The sequence below is a fragment of the Mucilaginibacter sp. GW822-FHT03E02 genome, assembly GCF_058801545.1.
In genome coordinates, this window is record NZ_JBXANJ010000001.1 from 576,434 (window position 1) to 595,395 (window position 18,962).

An 18,962-nucleotide genomic window follows, 5' to 3' on the forward strand; every position below is an offset into this window, starting at 1 on the left:
TACAATTTAAACTACACGTGAAAAAACGGCCGCCACGGCTTTATATGGCAATAAACATTCAAAAATTTACAAATAACCACCAAAAATTGAGCAAAGTACAACACTTCTCTGATAAAACTTTAAAAATGCAGCACTTTTTACCAAGGCTTTTTATCAGGACACCGTTGGTTATACTTTCTGCTGTGCCTGATGATATTCTTTGGAGCCTTATATTTTGGGGAGGAGCCCCCCTCATGGCGATACTTCCAACTTTTACATTTTGAATTTTGAATTAACAGGGCGTTCCCCCCGCTGGTAGAAGCGGTGGGCAGGCTTTCCGTTACAAGTCCTCGCTTTGCCTTTGCCGCCCTGGCCTGCCCGCGCTGTGGGCTTTTCACTGCAATCCTTAACGCAACCCGCTGGGATGCAAAAACCCCCGGATGAAATTAAACATCCGGGTGTTGCATATTTATTCAGCGAAAATACTGTAGTTATAAACTACAAGCATAGCCGTTCGAAGTCAGAGACATTCGAACAGCGGAAGACTACGGGCAACTGGGGACATTCGAACAACGGTAGACTACGGACAACTGGTTACTGATTAATTAATCGTTCCTAAACATAAGAATTCGGAAATAGCGACATCATTGAATTTAGTTCCTTTATAAATTTCTATAACTTCAAATTTTAACTTATCGCCGTCTCTAATTTCGTATTTATCATTTGTTGTTTTTTTGTCGCTATTTTTAAAAAAAAAGCGGGATATATTAAATTCCTGAAAATGCCAGGTATCCAACAAGTTCACGTAACAGATCGGTTTGTCGTTGTAATAAACCAACAGTCTTTTAACTCGCGCATTTTCATTCCAGGTTTTCAGTGATTTACAATAGCCGTTAAAAACATTACATATTCCCTGAAACTGATAAGCCTGCGCATAAGCTTTCTCCTTCGGAAAATCAAAATCAAATTCAAAGTAACAATCTTTAGCTGTAATATTTGATTCAAAGACCCAAGCCGTATTTAGATTACTATCTTGAATATTCTTTATATTATAAAATAATTTCCCTTTAGGTGGCTTTGTCGATGATGCAAATAGCGATTTACTTATCGGCACTGACCAATTGCCCCAAAATTCATTCTTTTTATAAGCATCAATTGAGTTTTCATAGTAGTCACTTGACTTATCAATTAAAGAGTTGACCTGGGCTAACTTACTTGTTTGTAAAATAAACGAGAAAAAAAGTATACTTATCATATCAATTTAGAGTTAAAATACTTTAAAATGTTCGACAACCATATGGTTGGTTTGCCCCCCGCTGCCGCAAGTGTCCTCACTTGTGGCCCGCTGATAGGTAAACGTCATGCCTTTAGGACGGTGCGCTACGTAATTATTACTTCTACCAATCCCTTAATACCTGCATAATCCCGTGCGCTGCTGTGCAGGTAATCATAATCGTTTTCTACAAAACCTGCTATGACCGGGTTATTATGTGTGTAATCAATTTTTTGGTCAATTACTGCTGCACTCCATAATTCAATGGGCTTGTTGCCAAAACTGGTTGCTGGTGTTATTGCTATTAGCCAAACCCGCTTTTTTAAATGAGTTTAACAGCCATTCCCGCCTGCTTTCCTGGTTATTATCTTTTATTAAAGCTATCATTTGTTTTGACGTAAGTGATTTAAAATCCCTGATCAAGTCTTCTGGTTTTTGAATTGTCGATTTAAAAACCAAATGTACATGGCTCGGCATTATGCACCATGCATAAATTTCCATGCCTTTATTGTCGACACAGTAGTTGAGGTTTCTTACCAAACAGTCAAAGTAGTGCAGCCGAACAAAAACATCTGCCCAAAACACCGTGGCAAAGCTTACAAAATATAATCCTTCAGGATTTTGAATTTATAATTACGGCTCATACGTTAAAAATACAAAATCCCGGATGCAACTTACATCCGGGATTTGCATATTTATTACTTAGCATGGCGTTTACCTATCAGCGGGCCACAAGGCTGGAGCCTTGCGGCAGCGACAAAACGCTTGCGGTAGCTGGGGAAAAGACCTTGCCTTAGCAGGGGGAAAAGACCTTGCGGTAACTGGGTATTAGCCCTATTGTAATTCCTTTTATACCTGCCGCTTGCCAATTCACACCAAAACTTGGCTGAAAATTGAAATTACTTGGAGCTAAATATCTATTATACTGAAAAGCATCACCACCCTGATTGGCAACTACATCATTTAATTATAATTGTGTCTAAAGGTTCTTTTACTTCATTTAGCTGGATTTCTGTTTTCTGAATAAACGCATCTGCCTTTATTCCTTTCATTTTCTTTATTTTTTGATAATTATCTACAACATTGCCATTAAAAATGTATATATAGCACTTAACTGAATCTGGCTTTGTGCTAAATTTTATATTGGGCAAAGAAATAATCTGAAATTTATTTGCATCAATCCAAATTTCATCAAAACGTTCGTTATACAGAATACTATCCGTCATTGTTGCTGTTGGCTGATATGCAATCAAAATACTATTTGGAGAGCTATTTTTAATTACTACGAGGTCCGATTTCCAATCAATAACACACGAACTATACAGGAATATTATTAATATAATAGAAAAATTAAGATTTAATCTTTTCATTGAAGTATAAGTTAATGTGGATAATAATTACTTTTTGCTATAGGAGAATTAGGTCCAAAGAATTGAACAGATAATCGATCTGCTCGTATCTCTGTCCAGTAATACTCGTGTGCGCCCGCTGTTGCACCGTTAAAACCACTCAATGGTATTACAATTAAATTGTAATATAAACCGCCTCTGGATAGGTAATCCAAGTAATGTCCATATTCATGTTGGATATCTACTAATCCATTTCCTGTTGGATCAAGATGAATGTAGCCTTTCCCTAATTCTACATAGGTTGCGCCTCTGCCTCTCATTGTATTTGCTACTGTTATATTAACTCCAGGCAATTCAGTTATGTTACCCTTTCTATCAATAAATTGCGCGCTAATTCTTGTTCCAGAAGGGCTTACCCAATTTTGTACAACACCGTCTCTATAGATAATTTGCCCTGCTGCATTTTCGTAAGAACCTGGATATGAAGGGCTCATATCAGGCCCTCCCTGATTGGCACTATCACCGTCATTCAAATTTACAAAAACATATCTCCCCTGCTCATCCCTCCAGTTCAAAGAGTTAGTCTTGCCTCCCTCCATTGTGGAAACATTCCCATCATCATCCACAAAGTAAGCAGTTGTAGGCCCACGTTCAATCATAATAGCTCCTATGGAGTTCTGGTGCGCACTTAGCGCTGCTGCTGCCATCGAATTCCAGGAGTAGATCCTGCTCCACCTGGCGTTAGCCATTGCTATTGGGTCGCCTTTCCCGCCTGGGCCGCCAGCACCCGCTAAATCGTTTTGGTACTGATTTAACAATGCCGCGTTATCTTCCCTGGCATTAAAATCACTTTCAGCATTACCTGTATGCTGATGCCAAATGCCGTCGGGGGTACTTTCTCCGCCTCCTGATAAATCTCCTAGGGGATCGTTAAATACCACAGGGTTATTGTTGCTATACTGATAAGGTGTTAGCTCGTCCGTCGCTTCCGCCAAGGGGTCAGCCCCTACCCACCTGCCTATCGCCGCATCATAATTGCGGTAAAAAGTCTGGTAATAATCGGGCAGGTTACTATAATCATTTTGCCATTCGCTGCCGCCATTATATAACTGTTTGTTGGGCGTGTTCGGCGCGGCAACTGTACTGCCTGGCATTACCTGTCCGGTTGCGTAATAGCTGTTCTCCTGCCTTACTACGGCCGCACCGCTGCCGTTATCCTCAAAACTAATCCGGGCGTTGCCTTGCTGGTCGGTAATAATATATTCGGGTTTCAAAGAACTACCTGTATACCTTGCCCGGCCTTCCGGCATGGGCAGGTAGCTGATAACGCCGTTCAAATATACAAAACCATCTATATAATCAGTCGTATTTTGAAGCGTGGCAACACCGCTCACATTATCGTACTGCCTTTTCCTGATAAGGCTGCCCTGGGCATCGTAGGTATAATCGATGTAACGGTTAGCTGACGATGTAAAAGATATTTTATCTGTACGGTTAAGCACGTTATACGCAATAGTCGAAAGTCCTTTGTAGGGATCGCTTGCCAGGTTGCCGTTGGCATCATAAGTGTATGATCCTGTCGAACCGGTCAGGTTCATGAAACCCGCGCCCGTATAACCCGTGCCTGTTCCATCGGTTACTGTTTTTAACTGGTTGGCATTGTTAGGGTCATAAGTATAAGTAAGGTTATCTATCGGTATCGGAGTATCCGATCCCTGCGTACTTCTATTACGCGTAAGGCCGGTGGTATTGCCGTTGGCATCATAACCGGTAATGGTTTCGTCCCAGCCGTGCCCAGCTGCAAAAGAGGTAGTAGCGGCACTCGTACGCTCTTCATAGCCCGATGCCGTATACCTGCCCACAGCATCATAAGTATACGTAAATGCCCGCTCGTAACTTTTAGCGCCGGCGGCATCCTTATTCATCCATTTAACCGAATTGGGCCGCCCATTATAATATACCCAGTTGTTAAGGTAAGTATCGTTGGTATTATAATACATTTGCATCCCAAACAAATCGGTATCATCATCGTTTAAAGTACCATCATTACTTAACTTACTATTGTTGATACTGGTAAGCTGCCCCCTAATGTTAAAACGGTAATCTACCGATTGCAGCCAGCTGGTTAATGCCGCGTTGCCGCCCAGCTTTTTATCAACCACCTGCCCCATTTCGTTATAGCTGTAACTGGCAATATGCTGTACTGCGCCGCCACTATAAACCTGGTCAATAGTATTTACCCGGTTCCTGTGATCGTAATTTAGGGTGGTTAATACCGTTTGTGTATTAACCGTGCCGGTGCCGGTAACTTTGGCTAAATAGGTTTTGGCAGGCACCCCTGTAAAGGCATCAACAAGGTTGGTCTGATTATCGGTAAGTACCTCCGCGGTATAATTAAGCTGGTTGTTGCTACGTGTTTGGATCAAATGGCCTTTATCATCATAAAACATCACTTTTAACAGCCAGGCATTTAAGCCCGAACCAACAGTATGCGTACGGATCATGGTAGGCACCCCTTTAATAGGCAATGCTGTTTGAGTGCCTTCGCCGCTGATATTTTGAGGGAGATAAGCATATGGCAAAGTACTACCGTCCCGTTTAAGGTCATAATCGTCAAAATAACTGAACGCCAGTGGAAAAGTGGTTCCGCCGGTTACCGGGAACGATGTATTGGTATAGTATCCTGTTGTTGGAGCATTGGAACGGCTTTCGTACCAATGGTTGGCATAATCAAACGCATTTACTACAGTTTGAATAGTGGCATCAGTAGCCGAAGTGTTAGTATAAATCCCTTGACTTATGGCCCTTCCTTTTACATCGTACTTAATGTAATTCCATTGGTGGTTGAGGGCCATGTTGGCATCCTGAGTAAGCACAGGGCGGTTAAGTGGATCATATACAATTGTTAATGTACCGCGCGAGGGGATAACTTTTTTTATTACCCGCCCCAGGTTATCATAAAAATACTGGTAAAGCAGGCTGGCTACAGCGGGTGTGGTTAAGGTATAGCTGCTGTTGGCGATGAGCAGCGCTGTGGCCTTTGGCGGCACCACGTAGCTTACCATGCCTGCATTGTTATAAATGTAATAGGTATCGTAATTTACCGTACTGCTAAATACCTGGCGTTTTAATATGGTGCGCCCTGCAATATCGGCGTAGCTTAGGTTGGTTATACCATCTTCGTCGACACCACTAATAACTGATAGCAAATTGGCACCGTAATAACCCTGGTTGCTGCCATCGGGCCCCCACATAATAATATTACCATCGGCAGTTGTATTATTACTACGGTAATTGATGGTTTTATAATGGTTGCCGCTTACGCCGGCCTGGAAACCGGCACCCACCGTGCCTGAATTTAACAAGCGTTGCAAGGGGCTGTTTTCAAATACCTGCTGGCTAAAAGGCGAGCTATCATCGGCCACTTTATCGCCTGTGCCATTATTGTAATACGCAGCCTGGTCGGTTACGGCGTTTGTACGGTAGCTGCCAATGGCATCGCTGCTGCTGCCGGCATAGGGCAGGTAAGCCTTTGGAGAGCGGCCCAGGTTGTCATATACCACGGGCTGTATAATATCCAGCTGCGAATGGCTGGCCTGTACATCTACAGTTTGTATGGTGCGGCCCAGCTGGTCTAAGTAAACGCGTGTGGTTTGCTTTTGGGTTATACTTAATGTGCCTATTTGTGCATCGGTAGTTACACCGGGGATTTTAATAATATCCTGCTGTACAAAGCCGCTGGTTTGCGCCCCTGCATTGTAATTTACTGCACCTGTAATTAACAGTAACAGCACTATGATAGGTTTAATATAATTTTTCATACAATAATTGCTGTTTAATTATTGGGTTGCAATAGCGCAGGTAACACGGTTAATATCAATGGTAACCGCGGTAGTGGCACTTAAATTCACGTTATAAATGGCGGCGGTGTTAGAAGCATTACGATCGCCGCAAACAAACACGCCCGTGTCGTTATGTAAAAGTGTGCTGTTCCAGCCAATACCCGTACCGGCATCATAGGCCTGGCCAAGCGGGCTTGTGGTAACGCTTACACCATATACCCCCTGGGTAATGGTTTGCGTATTTACAAACTGGCTGCCAACAATATTGAAAACCTCGCCGGTGGTGTTATTATAAAATGTGAGGTATACGTTATTATCGTTATAGGTAGTATAATTGGTGTAACTGAGCGTAATAAGCGGTACGCCCACGGTAACGGTAAGCGGCGTTAATACCTTTGTGCCAAAAATGGGCGATGTAACCGTAGCGCTTATGGTTTTGCTGCCTGCGGTTGCATATGTATGCAATGGCGGGCTTGACAGGGCCGTGGTTACCGGGGCAGTACCATCGCCAAAATTCCAGGTAATGAGCACACCTGCAGTGGTACAATAATCATAGCCGCCAATAGTAAAAGGGGTTGGCGTATTGGCATGCCCGCCGCCGTTTGGCGCCACTATCACGGGGTTCCAGTTTTGAACCTGCGATTGCAAAACATACGTTTGCTTCGCCACAATGTTATGCTTTTCGTCCATGGTATAAACCGGGCGGCCAAGCGCATCATAGGCAAAATAGGCCGAAATGCCGTTGGTGTTGGTTGCCGATGTTTTAAGATGGGTTACCGCATCGTAGCTGTAAGTGCTTACTTCGGCTGTTTCGGGGTAAAAGATAATATCATCAACACCCGCGTTTACCGTTGCCGATACATTAACCGTAAAGGTACCTGTTATAGTACCCAACGAAACTTTCCATTCCTGGTATTTCCATACGCCGGCAGTATTAGGGATATTTTGCCCGGGAACCACGCTACTGCCCGATGCCGCCGAAAAACTGAAAGATATTGTGCCCGACGCCGCAGTGTTTATCCATGCCGACAAAATATAGTTGCCTGCGTTGGCATTCTTATTGAGTGTCAGGCTAAAGGCCTGCCCGGTACCTAACCCCGTGGCCGCACCTGCATGACTCCCGGCAGGGACAACATAAGATGAAGTTCCTGTTTTGCTATATGTCCATGGAGTTGCCATATCGCTGTCAAAATCGGCAAAGGCTATTTCTGATGCAGCCGCGTTATTTACGGTAATTGCCGGGCTGGCATTGTAATTATCAAGTATAGTACCATTTACATGATGTCGGCCATCATCTACAGTTTGCAGCGTGCCGTTGTAGTCATATTCGGGGTAATTCATAGCGGGCAATGTAGGGTAACCGGCATCTTTATTAAATGTTGACGGCATAGTTACGCTCGATGCTGTAAAAGAAGTTGCGCCATCGGCATTGACAAAATTATAGGAAGCCGAAGGCCGGTATTTGTAAGAGCTTGCACCCACATGGTAATCGCTAAACATTGTCAGGTTTGCCCCTGTTGTTTTTGTGGTGACGCCGCGGGTTACCTGCTGGTAGGTTTCAACAGGCAGGTTTTCATTTAACAGTTGTAAATTATATAAAGCGTTAATGTTGCGGTTGGTACTTGTGCCAAGGCCGGTATAATCCTTTACATATTTTATATTGGTAGTTAAGGTGCTGTTATCGCTGTTTATAACCTGCTTTTGGGTCATCAGCTTATGATTGGCGCTGCTAAAAAAGTATTTAACCGTGGTTGTTTTTGATTGGGTAAGAGCCGGCAAATCAAACACCTGGTTTGTTTCCTGTACAAGCAATTCATCTGATCTGTAATTTAAAGTGTACTTTGTTATTGCTTTGAGGCCGGCGGTGCCCGTTGAAAAAGGAAGGTCGTCTATTCTGGCAGCGCTGATAGTTAATGGCGAATATGACCTGTTGTAGGTGTAGCTTGCTATGCTTACCGGCGTTCCGCTTTCATTGTAATTTGTAACCTGTTGTAACAGGCCCCTTTCAAAATCATAATTGGAGTTTGGTGCAAATGGGTAGCCCCATATGTTAGCGGCGGCCGGCCCGGTAGCGGTAGCGCAGGTTGTACGCTGCACATTATTTGCTGTTGGCCACCAATCAGTGCCGCAGCTCGGGCATATCGGTGTGCCCGAAGGGCTCCAGTATGCAGCCGGCACGTAATACTGAAACAAGGTACTGCCCGCGCCTGTATTGCTTTGCTTTACATAACCGTACATAATGGTATGGTCTTCGGCAGACAAATCATTATCAGACACTACTGTACAGCTATTATACAGGGTATTACCGGTAGCGCTGCCGCTGTAAGGAACGTTGAAGGCATAAACAGGCAGTGACAGCGGCTTTCCGCTGCTTACGCCGGTTGCCGGGTTTAAATACGAATAATTGGTTACTATAGGGTTGGTTGTGCCGGCACTGTCAATCAGTTTTTTAACACGGATGCCATTACCAGGAAAAACAAGGCCGGATGGCACATCCAGGTAATCATTGGGTTCATACGTTATTGTAGTACTGCCACCTTCCGGATAAATGACTTTTACCAGGCTACCCGATGCTACATTAGTCACATCGGCCGAACGGATGTTTCCGTTGGTGGTATAATAAGGATAATTACCGCCTGTTGTGCCGTTTTGATAAATGGCGTATTGCGGTAAAGTTGTTGTTGGGGCAGCTATCCATACCTTAGGCATAAGGGATGTAGTGCTGGTGTTGGCGGTAGAGTAATAGCCCCAGTAATCAACCTTGGTACTCGAAGAATCGGGCAGCGTTGTAGTGTACTGCGTTGTGGTGGGCGAATAAGTTTCGCCTGCGTACCGGAAACTGTAGCTTATAGGGGCGCATCCCCGGTTGTCTGTAACGCTTCTTAAAAACTTGCGTTTGTAGCCGGTACCATATACCGGATCGCCCGGAAAATCATAATTAAATGCGTAGTTCATCCCTGCGCCGGTAATGCCGGTGAGCAGCGTTTGGCCGCTGCCATAAGTTACCTCTTTGTTGGTATTGGGATCCAGGTAGGTTTCAGAATCTGTCCATAACCAGGAAAAGGTAAGTACATCGGCCGGCATATCGCTGCTGTAAATGGCCTGAATAGTATTAAGTATTTGCGGCGAAAACCGTTGTTGTATTTTATATTGAAGCGTGGGTGTAGTTGCTCCCGGCATATAAAGCGATACCGGATCGGTAGCTGTACGGTCATGCGCCTGAGTGTAAGAAAACCTTACCCCAAAGCCACCATCATCAATTATACCGATGAGGTGCCAGTTGTTGTAATAAGTTATGCCGTTTTGATATTGGTTGTATTTGTTTTTAAAATAGACGGGGGTGCCCCCGGTTGCTGTTTGGGTAATAGTTTCAGGAGAAGCAAAAGAGTAGTTAATACCTTTGTCGTTGGTAATGATAAAGTAATTAATGCCGCCCGGCACAGTCAAGGATGTAGGAATATTTGTTGTGTAGCTGATTTTTAAATCCTGCCGGCCCATAACCTGAAATTTGGCAGATGCCTGATCATAAACCAACTGGCATGATAAACCAGGTGCATTTACGTAAAAAATATCCGGTTCGGTGTCCGATAGATCGGCAAAGTTGCTGTTAATATAACTCACCTGGGTATCGCCGTCGGTACAGGTTGCAGGGTTATTATCATTAGTAGTAGCAAAAAGAGCACTTATTTTTGATGCGTTGCTGTTATTCATCCAGCCTTTACGGTCAAGTCCTGTATTGTCTTTAACACAATCATCCGGTAGCCCGCGTACCAGTCTTGATACTTCGCCGCCAACATTCAGGTGCCAACCCATGCCGGCTGTGTTTTCCACATCTTTGGTTTTAACGCCGGTGGCGTTGTAACTGATGCTAATAGGTACATCAACCTGGCCGCGTTTATACTCATACAAGGGTATAACCACGTTGCCTGCGCCGGTTAAAGGGTTTACGTTTACATTATTTTTTTGGGCAAAAGTAGTGCCTGTAAATAAAAACAGGCCGAAAAAAAACGCCAAAAGGGTTTTATTGTTCATATGGAGCATTAAATTGTGGGGTTCAATAAATATCGTTTATCTGGTAGGCTGGTACCCTGGTCAAATAAGGAGAATAATTTTTGACTTTAAAGCAACTGGTACTTTAATTCCAGTAAATTTTCGGGGTATTATTTTCATATGATTGTGATTGTTCAAGTGCTGCTAAAGTATTACATGAAAGCGATATATCCAAAAAAGCAGATAAATATATTTTGGGCATATTAGGTTAGGCCTTCAGAAATGTCGCGTTTATCCAAATAACAGGTAGGAACAACAAAACAAGCAGGATTACAAATCCCCCATTTCATAAAAATCCATCACCTAATCACCGCAACAAACACCCGCATACCCAGCACCTTCATCTCCACATTACCCCCAACAACCTTACCCGATACAAAATCTACCGCGCGTATCAAACCGGTACCTTCTGTAACCTGCAGTTGCTGCAATAATTTGCAAAGCGAAAAAAAATCGCCTTCAAAATCAAGCCGCTGGATGATGTATTTATCGTCGGGAGCCGGGCTGGGTTGCACCGGTACTCTCGATAGCCTCACGTTCAGTTTTTCGGCCTGCAGGGCAATCGTGGTGATCATATTGCTGCGCATGGTGGCAGTGTCTATTTTAAACCGGGCGATAATATGGTTTAGGTTATTATCTTTCCGCTCCAGGTAGCCGGGCTGGTAGGTAAGGTCGCCGGCCTGGGCTATTTTTTGCTGTAGTTGGCGCCGGAGTTTCCAGGCTTCTACAGTGTGGCTGAATGAAAAACGGTAGCATACCAGTAAAAGCAGCACCGATCCGGCTATCAGCAGGTATTCCTTTTTGATGTTGAGATTTTTCGGCATGCTAATAGTTGATGATAATGTTAAACTTCCCCGTGTTCTGGTCGTTATCAAATTCGAAGTTATCCAACCCCGCGCCTTTTACCCATTTTAATGTTTTGATGCGCGCTATCCATTCATTTACAGCAATAACCTGTTGCGAATTCCCTGTAAGCTTTATCCTACGATCTAAAAAATGCTGCCCCCGCGAATCCTTGTTGTTGATATCGGGAGGGTTTATCGCTATTTCCTTCAGGGTTACCTCACCCGGCAGCAATGCAGCAAGCTGATCGATAATCCGGGCTTTGTTAAAACCGCCGTCCCAGCCCATGTCTTTCAGGAGCGCTTCTTTTGCTTTGATCTGCGCGGTGAGCATCTGCATATCGCTGCTGCTGTTTGCCGATAGGCTGGCCTGGCCATCGAGGCGGCTATTTTCTGAATTGAGCCAGGAAAGGGTTACAAAATTGAGGAGCAAAAGGATAAAGAAAACACCCAATATTAAGGCGCCTGTTACTTTAAGTTTTTTTGTTCCGATAATTTGCAGGTACCGGGCATCGGTGGCATCAACCTTCGCCTTAACCGGTTCCAGTTTATCGGCAAGCACCAGTTGAAAAGCTGCAGCATAGGGCATAATCAGTTGCTGATCGAGGGGTTCCGTGCCTATTTTAAGAGTGAAAGGGGCCACAAACGCGGGGCTGTATTGCACGGCGGTCCAGTTCAGGCCGGTATCCCGGTTTATCTGGATGCCGTTAAACACTACATCGCTTTCGTAAACATTAAGCTGGTTTAACATGTGGGATGCGGCGAAGGGGCCAAGGCTCAGCATCAGCACAGTAAAACCTTGCTGTTCCAATATATTTATCCAATGGTCGGCCAGTGTTTTCCTTACCAGGGATACAAACAACTGATCGTGCGATGCAAATTGCTGCAGGTAAAAATCATCTACATTCAGGTTCGGGATTATTTTAGCCATATCCTGCTGCTCATCGCCAGATGCTGCTGCTACCTGCTTGGTTAAGATGCCTTTGCCCGATAAATTTAAAGCGATGGGAACCTTGGCGCCAAGTTGTTTGGCAAGTCCCTCCGCGTCATCTTTTACACCGAACTTTTTTTCGATGCTAAGCTGCTTATGATCGGTACTAACCTGGCAGCAGTTTATGGTATAGGAGCCATCCTGCGCAATATCTATAGTGATACCGGCCGCCTGGTTAATATGGTAATATGGCGATAATATACCCATAATATTACCTGATAATAGTGGATTTGATAAACAGTACAGTAACCACCTTCGACTTGCTACGGGTGCGGCTGCTAAATATCCATTTTAAAATAGGAATCCTGGAAAGCAGGGGTATTCCTGAGCCGCTGTCGTCGGTTTCCGTACGCTCCAGGCCGCCCAAAACAATGGTATCCTCACTGTGTACCCGCAGGCTGGTTTCAAATTTGCTGATGGCCTGCGGTGGCGGCGAGCCATCGGTAGGAATAGCCGTGAAATCGGATATGTTTATTTTAATACCAAGCGTAACCTGGTCATCGCCGGACACGATAGGTTTTATGGCGATAGACAAATCGGCATTTACTTCCTGGTACACATTGGTAAATATAGATTGCGCGCTTTGAATGGATGGGATAACGTTTTGCGTGGTGTTTTTATAATAACGTTTGCTGCCTATGCTCAGCGTAGCCGAATGGCCGTTAAGTGCTGTTAACTTAGGCACCGAGCGCACATCTATGTTATTGTTATTCTCCAGCGCCTGAAGCCTTACGTAAAAATTAGGCACCACATGGCCCAGGTTGAGCGAAGTAGCCTTGCCCACACTGTTTAAAAAGTCGTTAACGCCTTTGGCGCCAAAAGTATAATCTATGCCGGGCAAAACCGTGCCCCCCGTTTTTACACTGTCTGAAACACCGGCAGAAATACCGGTTGAAACACTCCGGGTTTTGTGCACGTCAATCATGGTAACTTCTATCAGTACCACCGGAACAAGCACGTCCATCTGTTTAATAAAACCTTCTACCTCATCTATCTGTGCTCCCGACCCGGAAAGTAAAAGGGTGTTTTGTTCGCGGAATTCTTTAATCTCGATACCACGTTTCCATTCTGAGGGGATCATGGTAACAATGGTGTCAATTGCACGGTTTTGCAGGTGAATAGCCCTGAAGGTACGCAAACCTTCCAGTTTACGGTCGCCAATTACGTAAATGCCTTTTTCGGCATGAAAGGTGTATTCGGTACTTTTAAATAACAAAGTTAGCAGGTCGTCATAGCTAACATCATTTACGTGGAGGGTTATAGACCCTTTAATATCAGAGTAAATGGAATAGTTTTTTCCTGTTTCCTGCGAAGCACGTTTAACCAGATCGATAATGGGACTGTTAACGGCATCCACCGAGATGAGCTTTTGGCCATTAACCTGCCTTACAAATAAACCGCTGGCACCGCCAGCGCCTGGTTGGGTTGTGTTGCGGAACGATTTCCTTACACCGGTATTTTTATCGCCGTTAACATACACTTCCTCGTTTTCGTCAAGCGGTTGAAAAAGGTAAAAGTCATCTGCCGTATGCACCATTTTTATTTCATTGGCATAGGCCAGCTTGCCCAAAGCCGTCTCGAAGGGGGCATCAGTAATATAAGAGGTAACCGTTTTGCCTTGCAATGAACCAGGCACCACAATGTTTTTGCCGGATAACTGTGTTATTCTTTTTGCCGCTGCCGCCAAACTGTCGTTAGCTAATGATAGTGAGAGGGTGTTGTTTGCCGCATTATATTTTACACCCAGTTCTTTAGGCGGGGGCTTTAAAAATTGGTTGGGATCCCGGTAAGGCGTGATATTAATAATGGAGCCAACAACGGCAATATCCAGGTTATATTTTTGGGCAAGCAATAGCAATATATTGGATGCCGAAACACCGGTGAAGGTATCCGAGATACTAAAATTAAGGCCTGGGTCAGAGCTTATACTTAAATTATTGGAGCGCGCAATGGCATTCAGGTATTCGTGAATGGATACGCCGGTAACCAACAATTGCACTTTTTGGTTAAGCCCGGGAACATCCGTTGCAAGCTCATCCAGTTTTTGTTTAATAACCTGTAGCCTGTCCTGCTGCTGTGCGCTGGCCGTTATAGCTGCGGTAAACAAGTAACAACAAATGATAAGGCAGGTAATTTTTTTTAGCATATAATACTTTAATAATTAAATAACAACGGGTATATCTCGTCAATAGATGTCTGCCCATCGGCAAACAGGCCGAAAGCATTTTCGGCAAGGGTTTTAATGCCCCGTTCTTCTAAAAGTGCCTGCACCTGCATATTGCCGTTTTTTATTTCGTTGGCCAGGTCAAGGTCTACGGGTATTACTTCGTAAACGGCTTTTCTCCCCTTGTAGCCGGTGTAATAACATTTTTCACACCCCCGGGGTGTATAATGGGCGGCAACTTCGCGATAAGGCTTAAACTGCCGGGGATACAATGTTTTGTCAAAGCCCTTTTCCACTTTACAATGCAGGCAAAGCAGGCGAATCAGCCGCTGGGCAACAGTAGTGTTCAAGGTATTGGCAACCATATATGATGGAATGCCCATGTCAATCAACCGGGAAACCGTTCCCCAGGCGGAATTGGTGTGGATGGTCGACAATACAAGGTGCCCCGTGAGGGCGGCCCTTATAGCCATGTTAGCGGTCTCGGTATCACGGATCTCGCCAACCATAATCACGTCCGGGTCTTGCCGCAGGAAAGTACGGAGGGCGGCGGCGAAAGTAAGGCCGATAGCCTCTTTAAGCTGCACCTGGTTAACCCCTTCCAGCGTATACTCTACCGGGTCTTCAATGGTAAGGATATTACGGGTTTCTTTGTTAAGCAGCTTTAATGTAGCATACAGCGTGGTAGTTTTACCAGAGCCGGTAGGTCCGCTAATCAGCAGGATCCCGTTTGGCCTTTTTGCCCCCTGGAGGTAATTATCCAAATCAAACGCCGAAAACCCAAGGCTGTTCAAATCAATATCTGTAGCATCGTTGTTCAACAACCTTAGTACAACCTTTTCGCCGTAAAGCGTAGGCAGGATGGACGCGCGGATATCAAACTGGTGCCCCTGGTGACTAAAATTAATCCTGCCATCCTGGGGCAGCCGTTTTTCGGCAATATCCAGGTTACCCATGATCTTTACTTTGTTAATCAGCGCGGGGTAATCGTCCTCTTTCAGCAGGTAACGCTCTACCATGTTACCATCAATCCTGATCCTCACCCTGCACTTGTTCTCATACCGTTCAATATGAATATCGCTGCTTTTCAGGTTTTTTGCTTCGCCAATCAGGTTCATCAAAAAGCTATCTTCGTCATGGCGTACATTGGCCTGCAGTGCCCCGGTTGTGGTATTATCCTTAATATAGTAGGTAGCCAGCAGCCGGGCAATTTCGGAAGCAGCAATGGGTTCCAGGAGAATATCTAGCCCCAGCATGATTTCCAGCTCGGCGGTAAGGCTGCCCGTATCAGCATTTTCTTCACAATACAATGCAAGTTGCCCATTAACGCGGCCTTTGGGCAGCACACGGTAATGCCATGCCATATCTTTAGACAGGATATGGATATGCTCGGTTAGTAATGTGATCTTTATTGCTGTATCCATGGTGTAAGGTAACGGAGCAACCAGTAGTCATCAGCAATATCGATATGAAAATACCACCAGTCGCCTGCTAAAAATACAATAAATAATAAGGACTGTAACCCGGCCAGTGGAATATGTTTGCCCTTATTGCCGGTTATAAGCTGATAAAATACCCATAATATTAAAACTAAAGGGATACTAACTATATAAAAACACACATAGTTAAGTACCGATAAATAAAACCCGATGGCTGCCAAAAATACAATATCAGCCCAGCCCATTAACCCTGTAGTAATGTTGATGAACCGTTTCCTGCTAATGAAGAGGTAGCCGGTTAATACAGCCAGCACCAGCACCAGGAAACTTAAGTTAACAGCAATCTGTTCGCCGGCCAAGGAGGCATCGTTACCCTCGAGTAGTTTGAGGCTTAACAACCCGACAGTCAGCAAAGGGAACAACACCCAATGCACAGCCCGAAACCAGAAATCCTGCAGGAGGATGACGAGCAGAGACAATAACAAAGCAAAACGAATAATCAGCAACACTTTAATCCGGGGTTACTTCTTTTAACACTTTGTCCTGGTTCATTTCCCAAACGTTAAATTTACCGTCCTGGTTAAAATCAACTACCGAAGTTGCCCTGGCGGTAAAACCGGTATTGGAAGCATTGATAATCTCTATCTTATAGTTCGCCCTCGCATCCTTACTTTCGGTGCTTAGCTTTTCCTGGATAAAGCCCAGTTCGTTAAGGTCATTGGTATATTTAGAATGCTCGTAGAAATAGGTTTTCTCCAGCATCGATACGTGTTCAAGCTGTAGTTTAGCTTCGGTGGTTTTTGCCCGGGTAATCACGGGCAACAAGTTGGGCAGGGCCAATAACACTAAAATACCGATAATGATCAGTACAACCAGTATTTCCATGAGTGACAGCGCTTTTAACGCGCTTTCGGGGTTTGGTTTGAGGTATTTCTTGACAAAAAACATAAAATAGCGAATAAACGGCTCAGGCTTCGGGGCAATATTTTTAATTTGGAGTGAAAGTTAATAAAATATCGTTAATTAAAGCTTTAATATTTCAGAAAAAAATGATTTGAAAGTATAGTTCGTGTGATTTGAAGTGTTTGGCTGATCTGAAATCGCCGCCTGCGTTGTTTGGTCTCTGAAAAAACTGACACCTGTGTTTCGAAGATGATCCACAGGTCGTAATCGTAACGGTAGTGTCATCAGTACGCCATGTGAGCCCGGCCTTTTTCCGTCTCAATAAAGTCGATCCAGTTCATTCCGCTCAGCTTGTCGTACCGGATGCCGCCTATTTACTCGGTGGTGTTGCTTTCGCTTACCTTGCTTAATTTCTCACCGATTGCATTGTAGATATAAGCTATATTAAACGCGCCTGCGCCGGTTTTAATAGCTGCAGCAGGCAGATATTGAATAAATTGTATGTTATGCCGCTCTTGTACGGGCATCGGAGGTAGCGTTGCCGTTCACGGCATACACATAGATGCCCGTTGTAAGCCCGCTAACAGATTGCAGCTGTTTGATACCCGCATTGTAAGCATATGCATATGCCGCTGCAGCATCCCTTTTCAGCGACTGAATATTGCCGTCCAGGTCATAACTTATTCCGGTTTCGGTCATGGTGCCCGATACATCCGCAGTAAGCCGGTTCAACTGGTAGTAGCGATCCCTGAAGCTAAACCATTGTTGGCTAACTATATTGCCGTTATACTACGTCGATGGACAGCTATTGTACCCCGTTGCAGGTTAAACATCGTTTGTGTGGTCGGTGCAGTTCGCCGGATCATTAATCCGGCTCAGATATCAGACGCAAATCAGGAGGAAGATGTTTCGATATAAGAACAGCGGGGACTACAAACCTTCACAAGTATTTGGCAGCCGGGATCAAGCTATGTCAAACTCTTATTTCTGACAAACTGGCGAGTAATCACTAAACAGCATTTGTAAGTTATTGAAAATAAGAGTGCTCCTGGATTCGGTTCGAGTCCAGTCCAATTTTTATAAATTAATCATTTAGGAATTTCCATAAGATCAAAAGTTTCGTATATTTGCAGCGCGACGATGGACTGGTCAAATTCAGTTTTGTACAAATCGTCGAATGATCTTTTAAGAGTTTATAACTTATTATAAATTAAGGACTTACAGACGGGGTTCAATTCCCGTTCTGAGTACAAAACCTGATATCGGCGTATCGGGTTTTGTTATAAATGAGAGCCTATACCAACGCGAAAGTAGCTCAGTTGGTAGAGCACGACCTTGCCAAGGTCGGGGTCGCGAGTTCGAATCTCGTCTTTCGCTCATTAAAGCCCTTCTGTAAAAAGAGGGGCTTTTTTTGTGACCAGTTCCTGGTGGCCAGTGGCAAAAAACTAGTTAGTTCAAAAACCGGATGATATCAAAATAAGTACCTATTTTGCACGTAACATGAACTACAAGTACATTTTAGTTTTAGCAATCGTCATTGTTACGCTGTCTGCATTTCAGTTACCTGTAAAAAATATCTTAAGCTTTAAAACATTGGCAGGACACACTATCAAAGTAGCCAAGGGGAAAATTGTTTACGATAATAAGATAATACTTAAAATACAGTACGCCGACGACGTACTTTATGAAAGCAAGGCCAATCGCTTAATAGAAGATCGTGGTTCTGTTTTTTTATTTATTGCGATGGCAGGCAACCCCAATATTGACCGCTTAAACGCATTTTTAATCACGCCCACAAAAGCTACTTTGCTGGTTGACGCCATTATTTCACCTATTAAAGATTATGACAATGATGGATACCTGGAATTTGGGGGCAGGGATTTAACGGAAGCGTATGTTAATCCCGATTCGATGTATTATATACCATCGGCTTACTACGAAATACGTGAAGGAAAAATCCATCCGGATAATACGCTAACAAGAAACAAGGATATAAAAACAAACGGATTATACTTACCTCCGAACAAACAACTTGATAAAGATGGCAATTGCTGTAAAGTTGTGCCGGCACCACGACGAAAACATAAGCAACAAGCAACAAGCAGCAAGCAGGAATAGATAACCTTTTGC

At 44.1% G+C, this 18,962-nt stretch carries 14 protein-coding genes, 1 tRNA gene and 1 pseudogene; 2 read left to right on the forward strand and 14 right to left on the reverse strand.

From position 1 onward, the window contains the following. Positions 1-580 precede the first annotated feature (580 nt). The 14 genes and pseudogenes from AC1RM2_RS02130 to AC1RM2_RS02195 all read right to left on the reverse strand — a co-directional run bounded on the left by AC1RM2_RS02130 (position 581) and on the right by AC1RM2_RS02195 (position 17,564). Positions 581-1,234 carry an NADase-type glycan-binding domain-containing protein gene (locus AC1RM2_RS02130; protein WP_492982916.1) on the reverse strand — a complete coding sequence of 218 codons (654 nt, stop codon included), beginning with the start codon at positions 1,232-1,234 and terminating at the stop codon, positions 581-583. Between the two features lie 279 nt (positions 1,235-1,513). Further along, positions 1,514-1,639 carry a hypothetical protein gene (locus AC1RM2_RS02135; protein WP_492988278.1) on the reverse strand — a complete coding sequence of 42 codons (126 nt, stop codon included), beginning with the start codon at positions 1,637-1,639 and terminating at the stop codon, positions 1,514-1,516. Positions 1,640-1,669: 30 nt separating this feature from the next. Next, a pseudogene (locus AC1RM2_RS02140) lies at positions 1,670-1,753 on the reverse strand (transposase); the annotation flags it as partial. A 458-nt stretch (positions 1,754-2,211) separates the two neighbouring features. Continuing rightward, positions 2,212-2,622: a hypothetical protein gene (locus AC1RM2_RS02145; RefSeq protein ID WP_492982918.1), complete on the reverse strand. Its 411-nt coding sequence runs from the start codon at positions 2,620-2,622 to the stop codon at positions 2,212-2,214. 11 nt (positions 2,623-2,633) lie between these two features. Next, positions 2,634-6,422: a DUF6443 domain-containing protein gene (locus AC1RM2_RS02150; RefSeq protein WP_492982920.1), complete on the reverse strand. Its 3,789-nt coding sequence runs from the start codon at positions 6,420-6,422 to the stop codon at positions 2,634-2,636. Positions 6,423-6,440: 18 nt separating this feature from the next. Beyond that, a complete protein-coding gene (locus tag AC1RM2_RS02155; protein WP_492982922.1) occupies positions 6,441-10,475 on the reverse strand; it encodes a PKD domain-containing protein in 4,035 nt (1,344 codons plus the stop codon). 317 nt (positions 10,476-10,792) lie between these two features. Further along, entirely contained in the window at positions 10,793-11,317 is a 525-nt protein-coding gene (locus AC1RM2_RS02160; protein WP_492982924.1) for a hypothetical protein, read from the reverse strand. 1 nt (position 11,318) lies between these two features. After that, on the reverse strand, positions 11,319-12,533 hold the full coding sequence (locus AC1RM2_RS02165; protein ID WP_492982926.1) for a hypothetical protein: 1,215 nt from the start codon (positions 12,531-12,533) through the stop codon (positions 11,319-11,321). Between the two features lie 4 nt (positions 12,534-12,537). Continuing rightward, on the reverse strand, positions 12,538-14,472 hold the full coding sequence (locus tag AC1RM2_RS02170) for a type II secretion system protein GspD (protein ID WP_492982928.1): 1,935 nt from the start codon (positions 14,470-14,472) through the stop codon (positions 12,538-12,540). Positions 14,473-14,480: 8 nt separating this feature from the next. Beyond that, complete coding sequence (locus AC1RM2_RS02175; RefSeq protein ID WP_492982930.1) at positions 14,481-15,914, reverse strand: GspE/PulE family protein; 1,434 nt, start codon at positions 15,912-15,914, stop codon at positions 14,481-14,483. Continuing rightward, positions 15,899-16,435: a hypothetical protein gene (locus AC1RM2_RS02180; RefSeq protein WP_492982932.1), complete on the reverse strand. Its 537-nt coding sequence runs from the start codon at positions 16,433-16,435 to the stop codon at positions 15,899-15,901. The genes AC1RM2_RS02175 and AC1RM2_RS02180 overlap by 16 nt, the downstream gene beginning before the upstream one ends. A gap of 4 nt (positions 16,436-16,439) precedes the next feature. Next, complete coding sequence (locus AC1RM2_RS02185; RefSeq protein ID WP_492982934.1) at positions 16,440-16,814, reverse strand: hypothetical protein; 375 nt, start codon at positions 16,812-16,814, stop codon at positions 16,440-16,442. 392 nt (positions 16,815-17,206) lie between these two features. Beyond that, entirely contained in the window at positions 17,207-17,359 is a 153-nt protein-coding gene (locus AC1RM2_RS02190) for a hypothetical protein (RefSeq protein WP_492982936.1), read from the reverse strand. After that, positions 17,337-17,564: a hypothetical protein gene (locus tag AC1RM2_RS02195; RefSeq protein WP_492982938.1), complete on the reverse strand. Its 228-nt coding sequence runs from the start codon at positions 17,562-17,564 to the stop codon at positions 17,337-17,339. The genes AC1RM2_RS02190 and AC1RM2_RS02195 overlap by 23 nt, the downstream gene beginning before the upstream one ends. A 572-nt stretch (positions 17,565-18,136) precedes the next feature. Between AC1RM2_RS02195 and AC1RM2_RS02200 the strand changes: the two genes are divergently transcribed. Together AC1RM2_RS02200 and AC1RM2_RS02205 are read left to right on the forward strand one after the other, a co-directional pair. After that, positions 18,137-18,209, forward strand: a tRNA-Gly gene (locus AC1RM2_RS02200). A 123-nt stretch (positions 18,210-18,332) separates the two neighbouring features. Further along, positions 18,333-18,950, forward strand: a complete 618-nt coding sequence (locus AC1RM2_RS02205) for a hypothetical protein (protein ID WP_492982940.1) — start codon at positions 18,333-18,335, stop codon at positions 18,948-18,950. The last annotated feature ends 12 nt before the right edge of the window (positions 18,951-18,962 follow it).

What these genes read in the sequence shown, in the direction of transcription:
- AC1RM2_RS02130 (WP_492982916.1), bottom strand. Translation starts at nt 1,234, where the DNA reads ATGATAAGTATACTTTTTTTCTCGTTTATTTTACAAACAAGTAAGTTA.
- AC1RM2_RS02135 (WP_492988278.1), bottom strand. Translation starts at nt 1,639, where the DNA reads ATGATAGCTTTAATAAAAGATAATAACCAGGAAAGCAGGCGGGAATGG.
- AC1RM2_RS02145 (WP_492982918.1), bottom strand. Translation starts at nt 2,622, where the DNA reads ATGAAAAGATTAAATCTTAATTTTTCTATTATATTAATAATATTCCTG.
- AC1RM2_RS02150 (WP_492982920.1), bottom strand. Translation starts at nt 6,422, where the DNA reads ATGAAAAATTATATTAAACCTATCATAGTGCTGTTACTGTTAATTACA.
- AC1RM2_RS02155 (WP_492982922.1), bottom strand. Translation starts at nt 10,475, where the DNA reads ATGAACAATAAAACCCTTTTGGCGTTTTTTTTCGGCCTGTTTTTATTT.
- AC1RM2_RS02160 (WP_492982924.1), bottom strand. Translation starts at nt 11,317, where the DNA reads ATGCCGAAAAATCTCAACATCAAAAAGGAATACCTGCTGATAGCCGGA.
- AC1RM2_RS02165 (WP_492982926.1), bottom strand. Translation starts at nt 12,533, where the DNA reads ATGGGTATATTATCGCCATATTACCATATTAACCAGGCGGCCGGTATC.
- AC1RM2_RS02170 (WP_492982928.1), bottom strand. Translation starts at nt 14,472, where the DNA reads ATGCTAAAAAAAATTACCTGCCTTATCATTTGTTGTTACTTGTTTACC.
- AC1RM2_RS02175 (WP_492982930.1), bottom strand. Translation starts at nt 15,914, where the DNA reads ATGGATACAGCAATAAAGATCACATTACTAACCGAGCATATCCATATC.
- AC1RM2_RS02185 (WP_492982934.1), bottom strand. Translation starts at nt 16,814, where the DNA reads ATGGAAATACTGGTTGTACTGATCATTATCGGTATTTTAGTGTTATTG.
- AC1RM2_RS02190 (WP_492982936.1), bottom strand. Translation starts at nt 17,359, where the DNA reads ATGCCCGTACAAGAGCGGCATAACATACAATTTATTCAATATCTGCCT.
- AC1RM2_RS02205 (WP_492982940.1), top strand. Translation starts at nt 18,333, where the DNA reads ATGAACTACAAGTACATTTTAGTTTTAGCAATCGTCATTGTTACGCTG.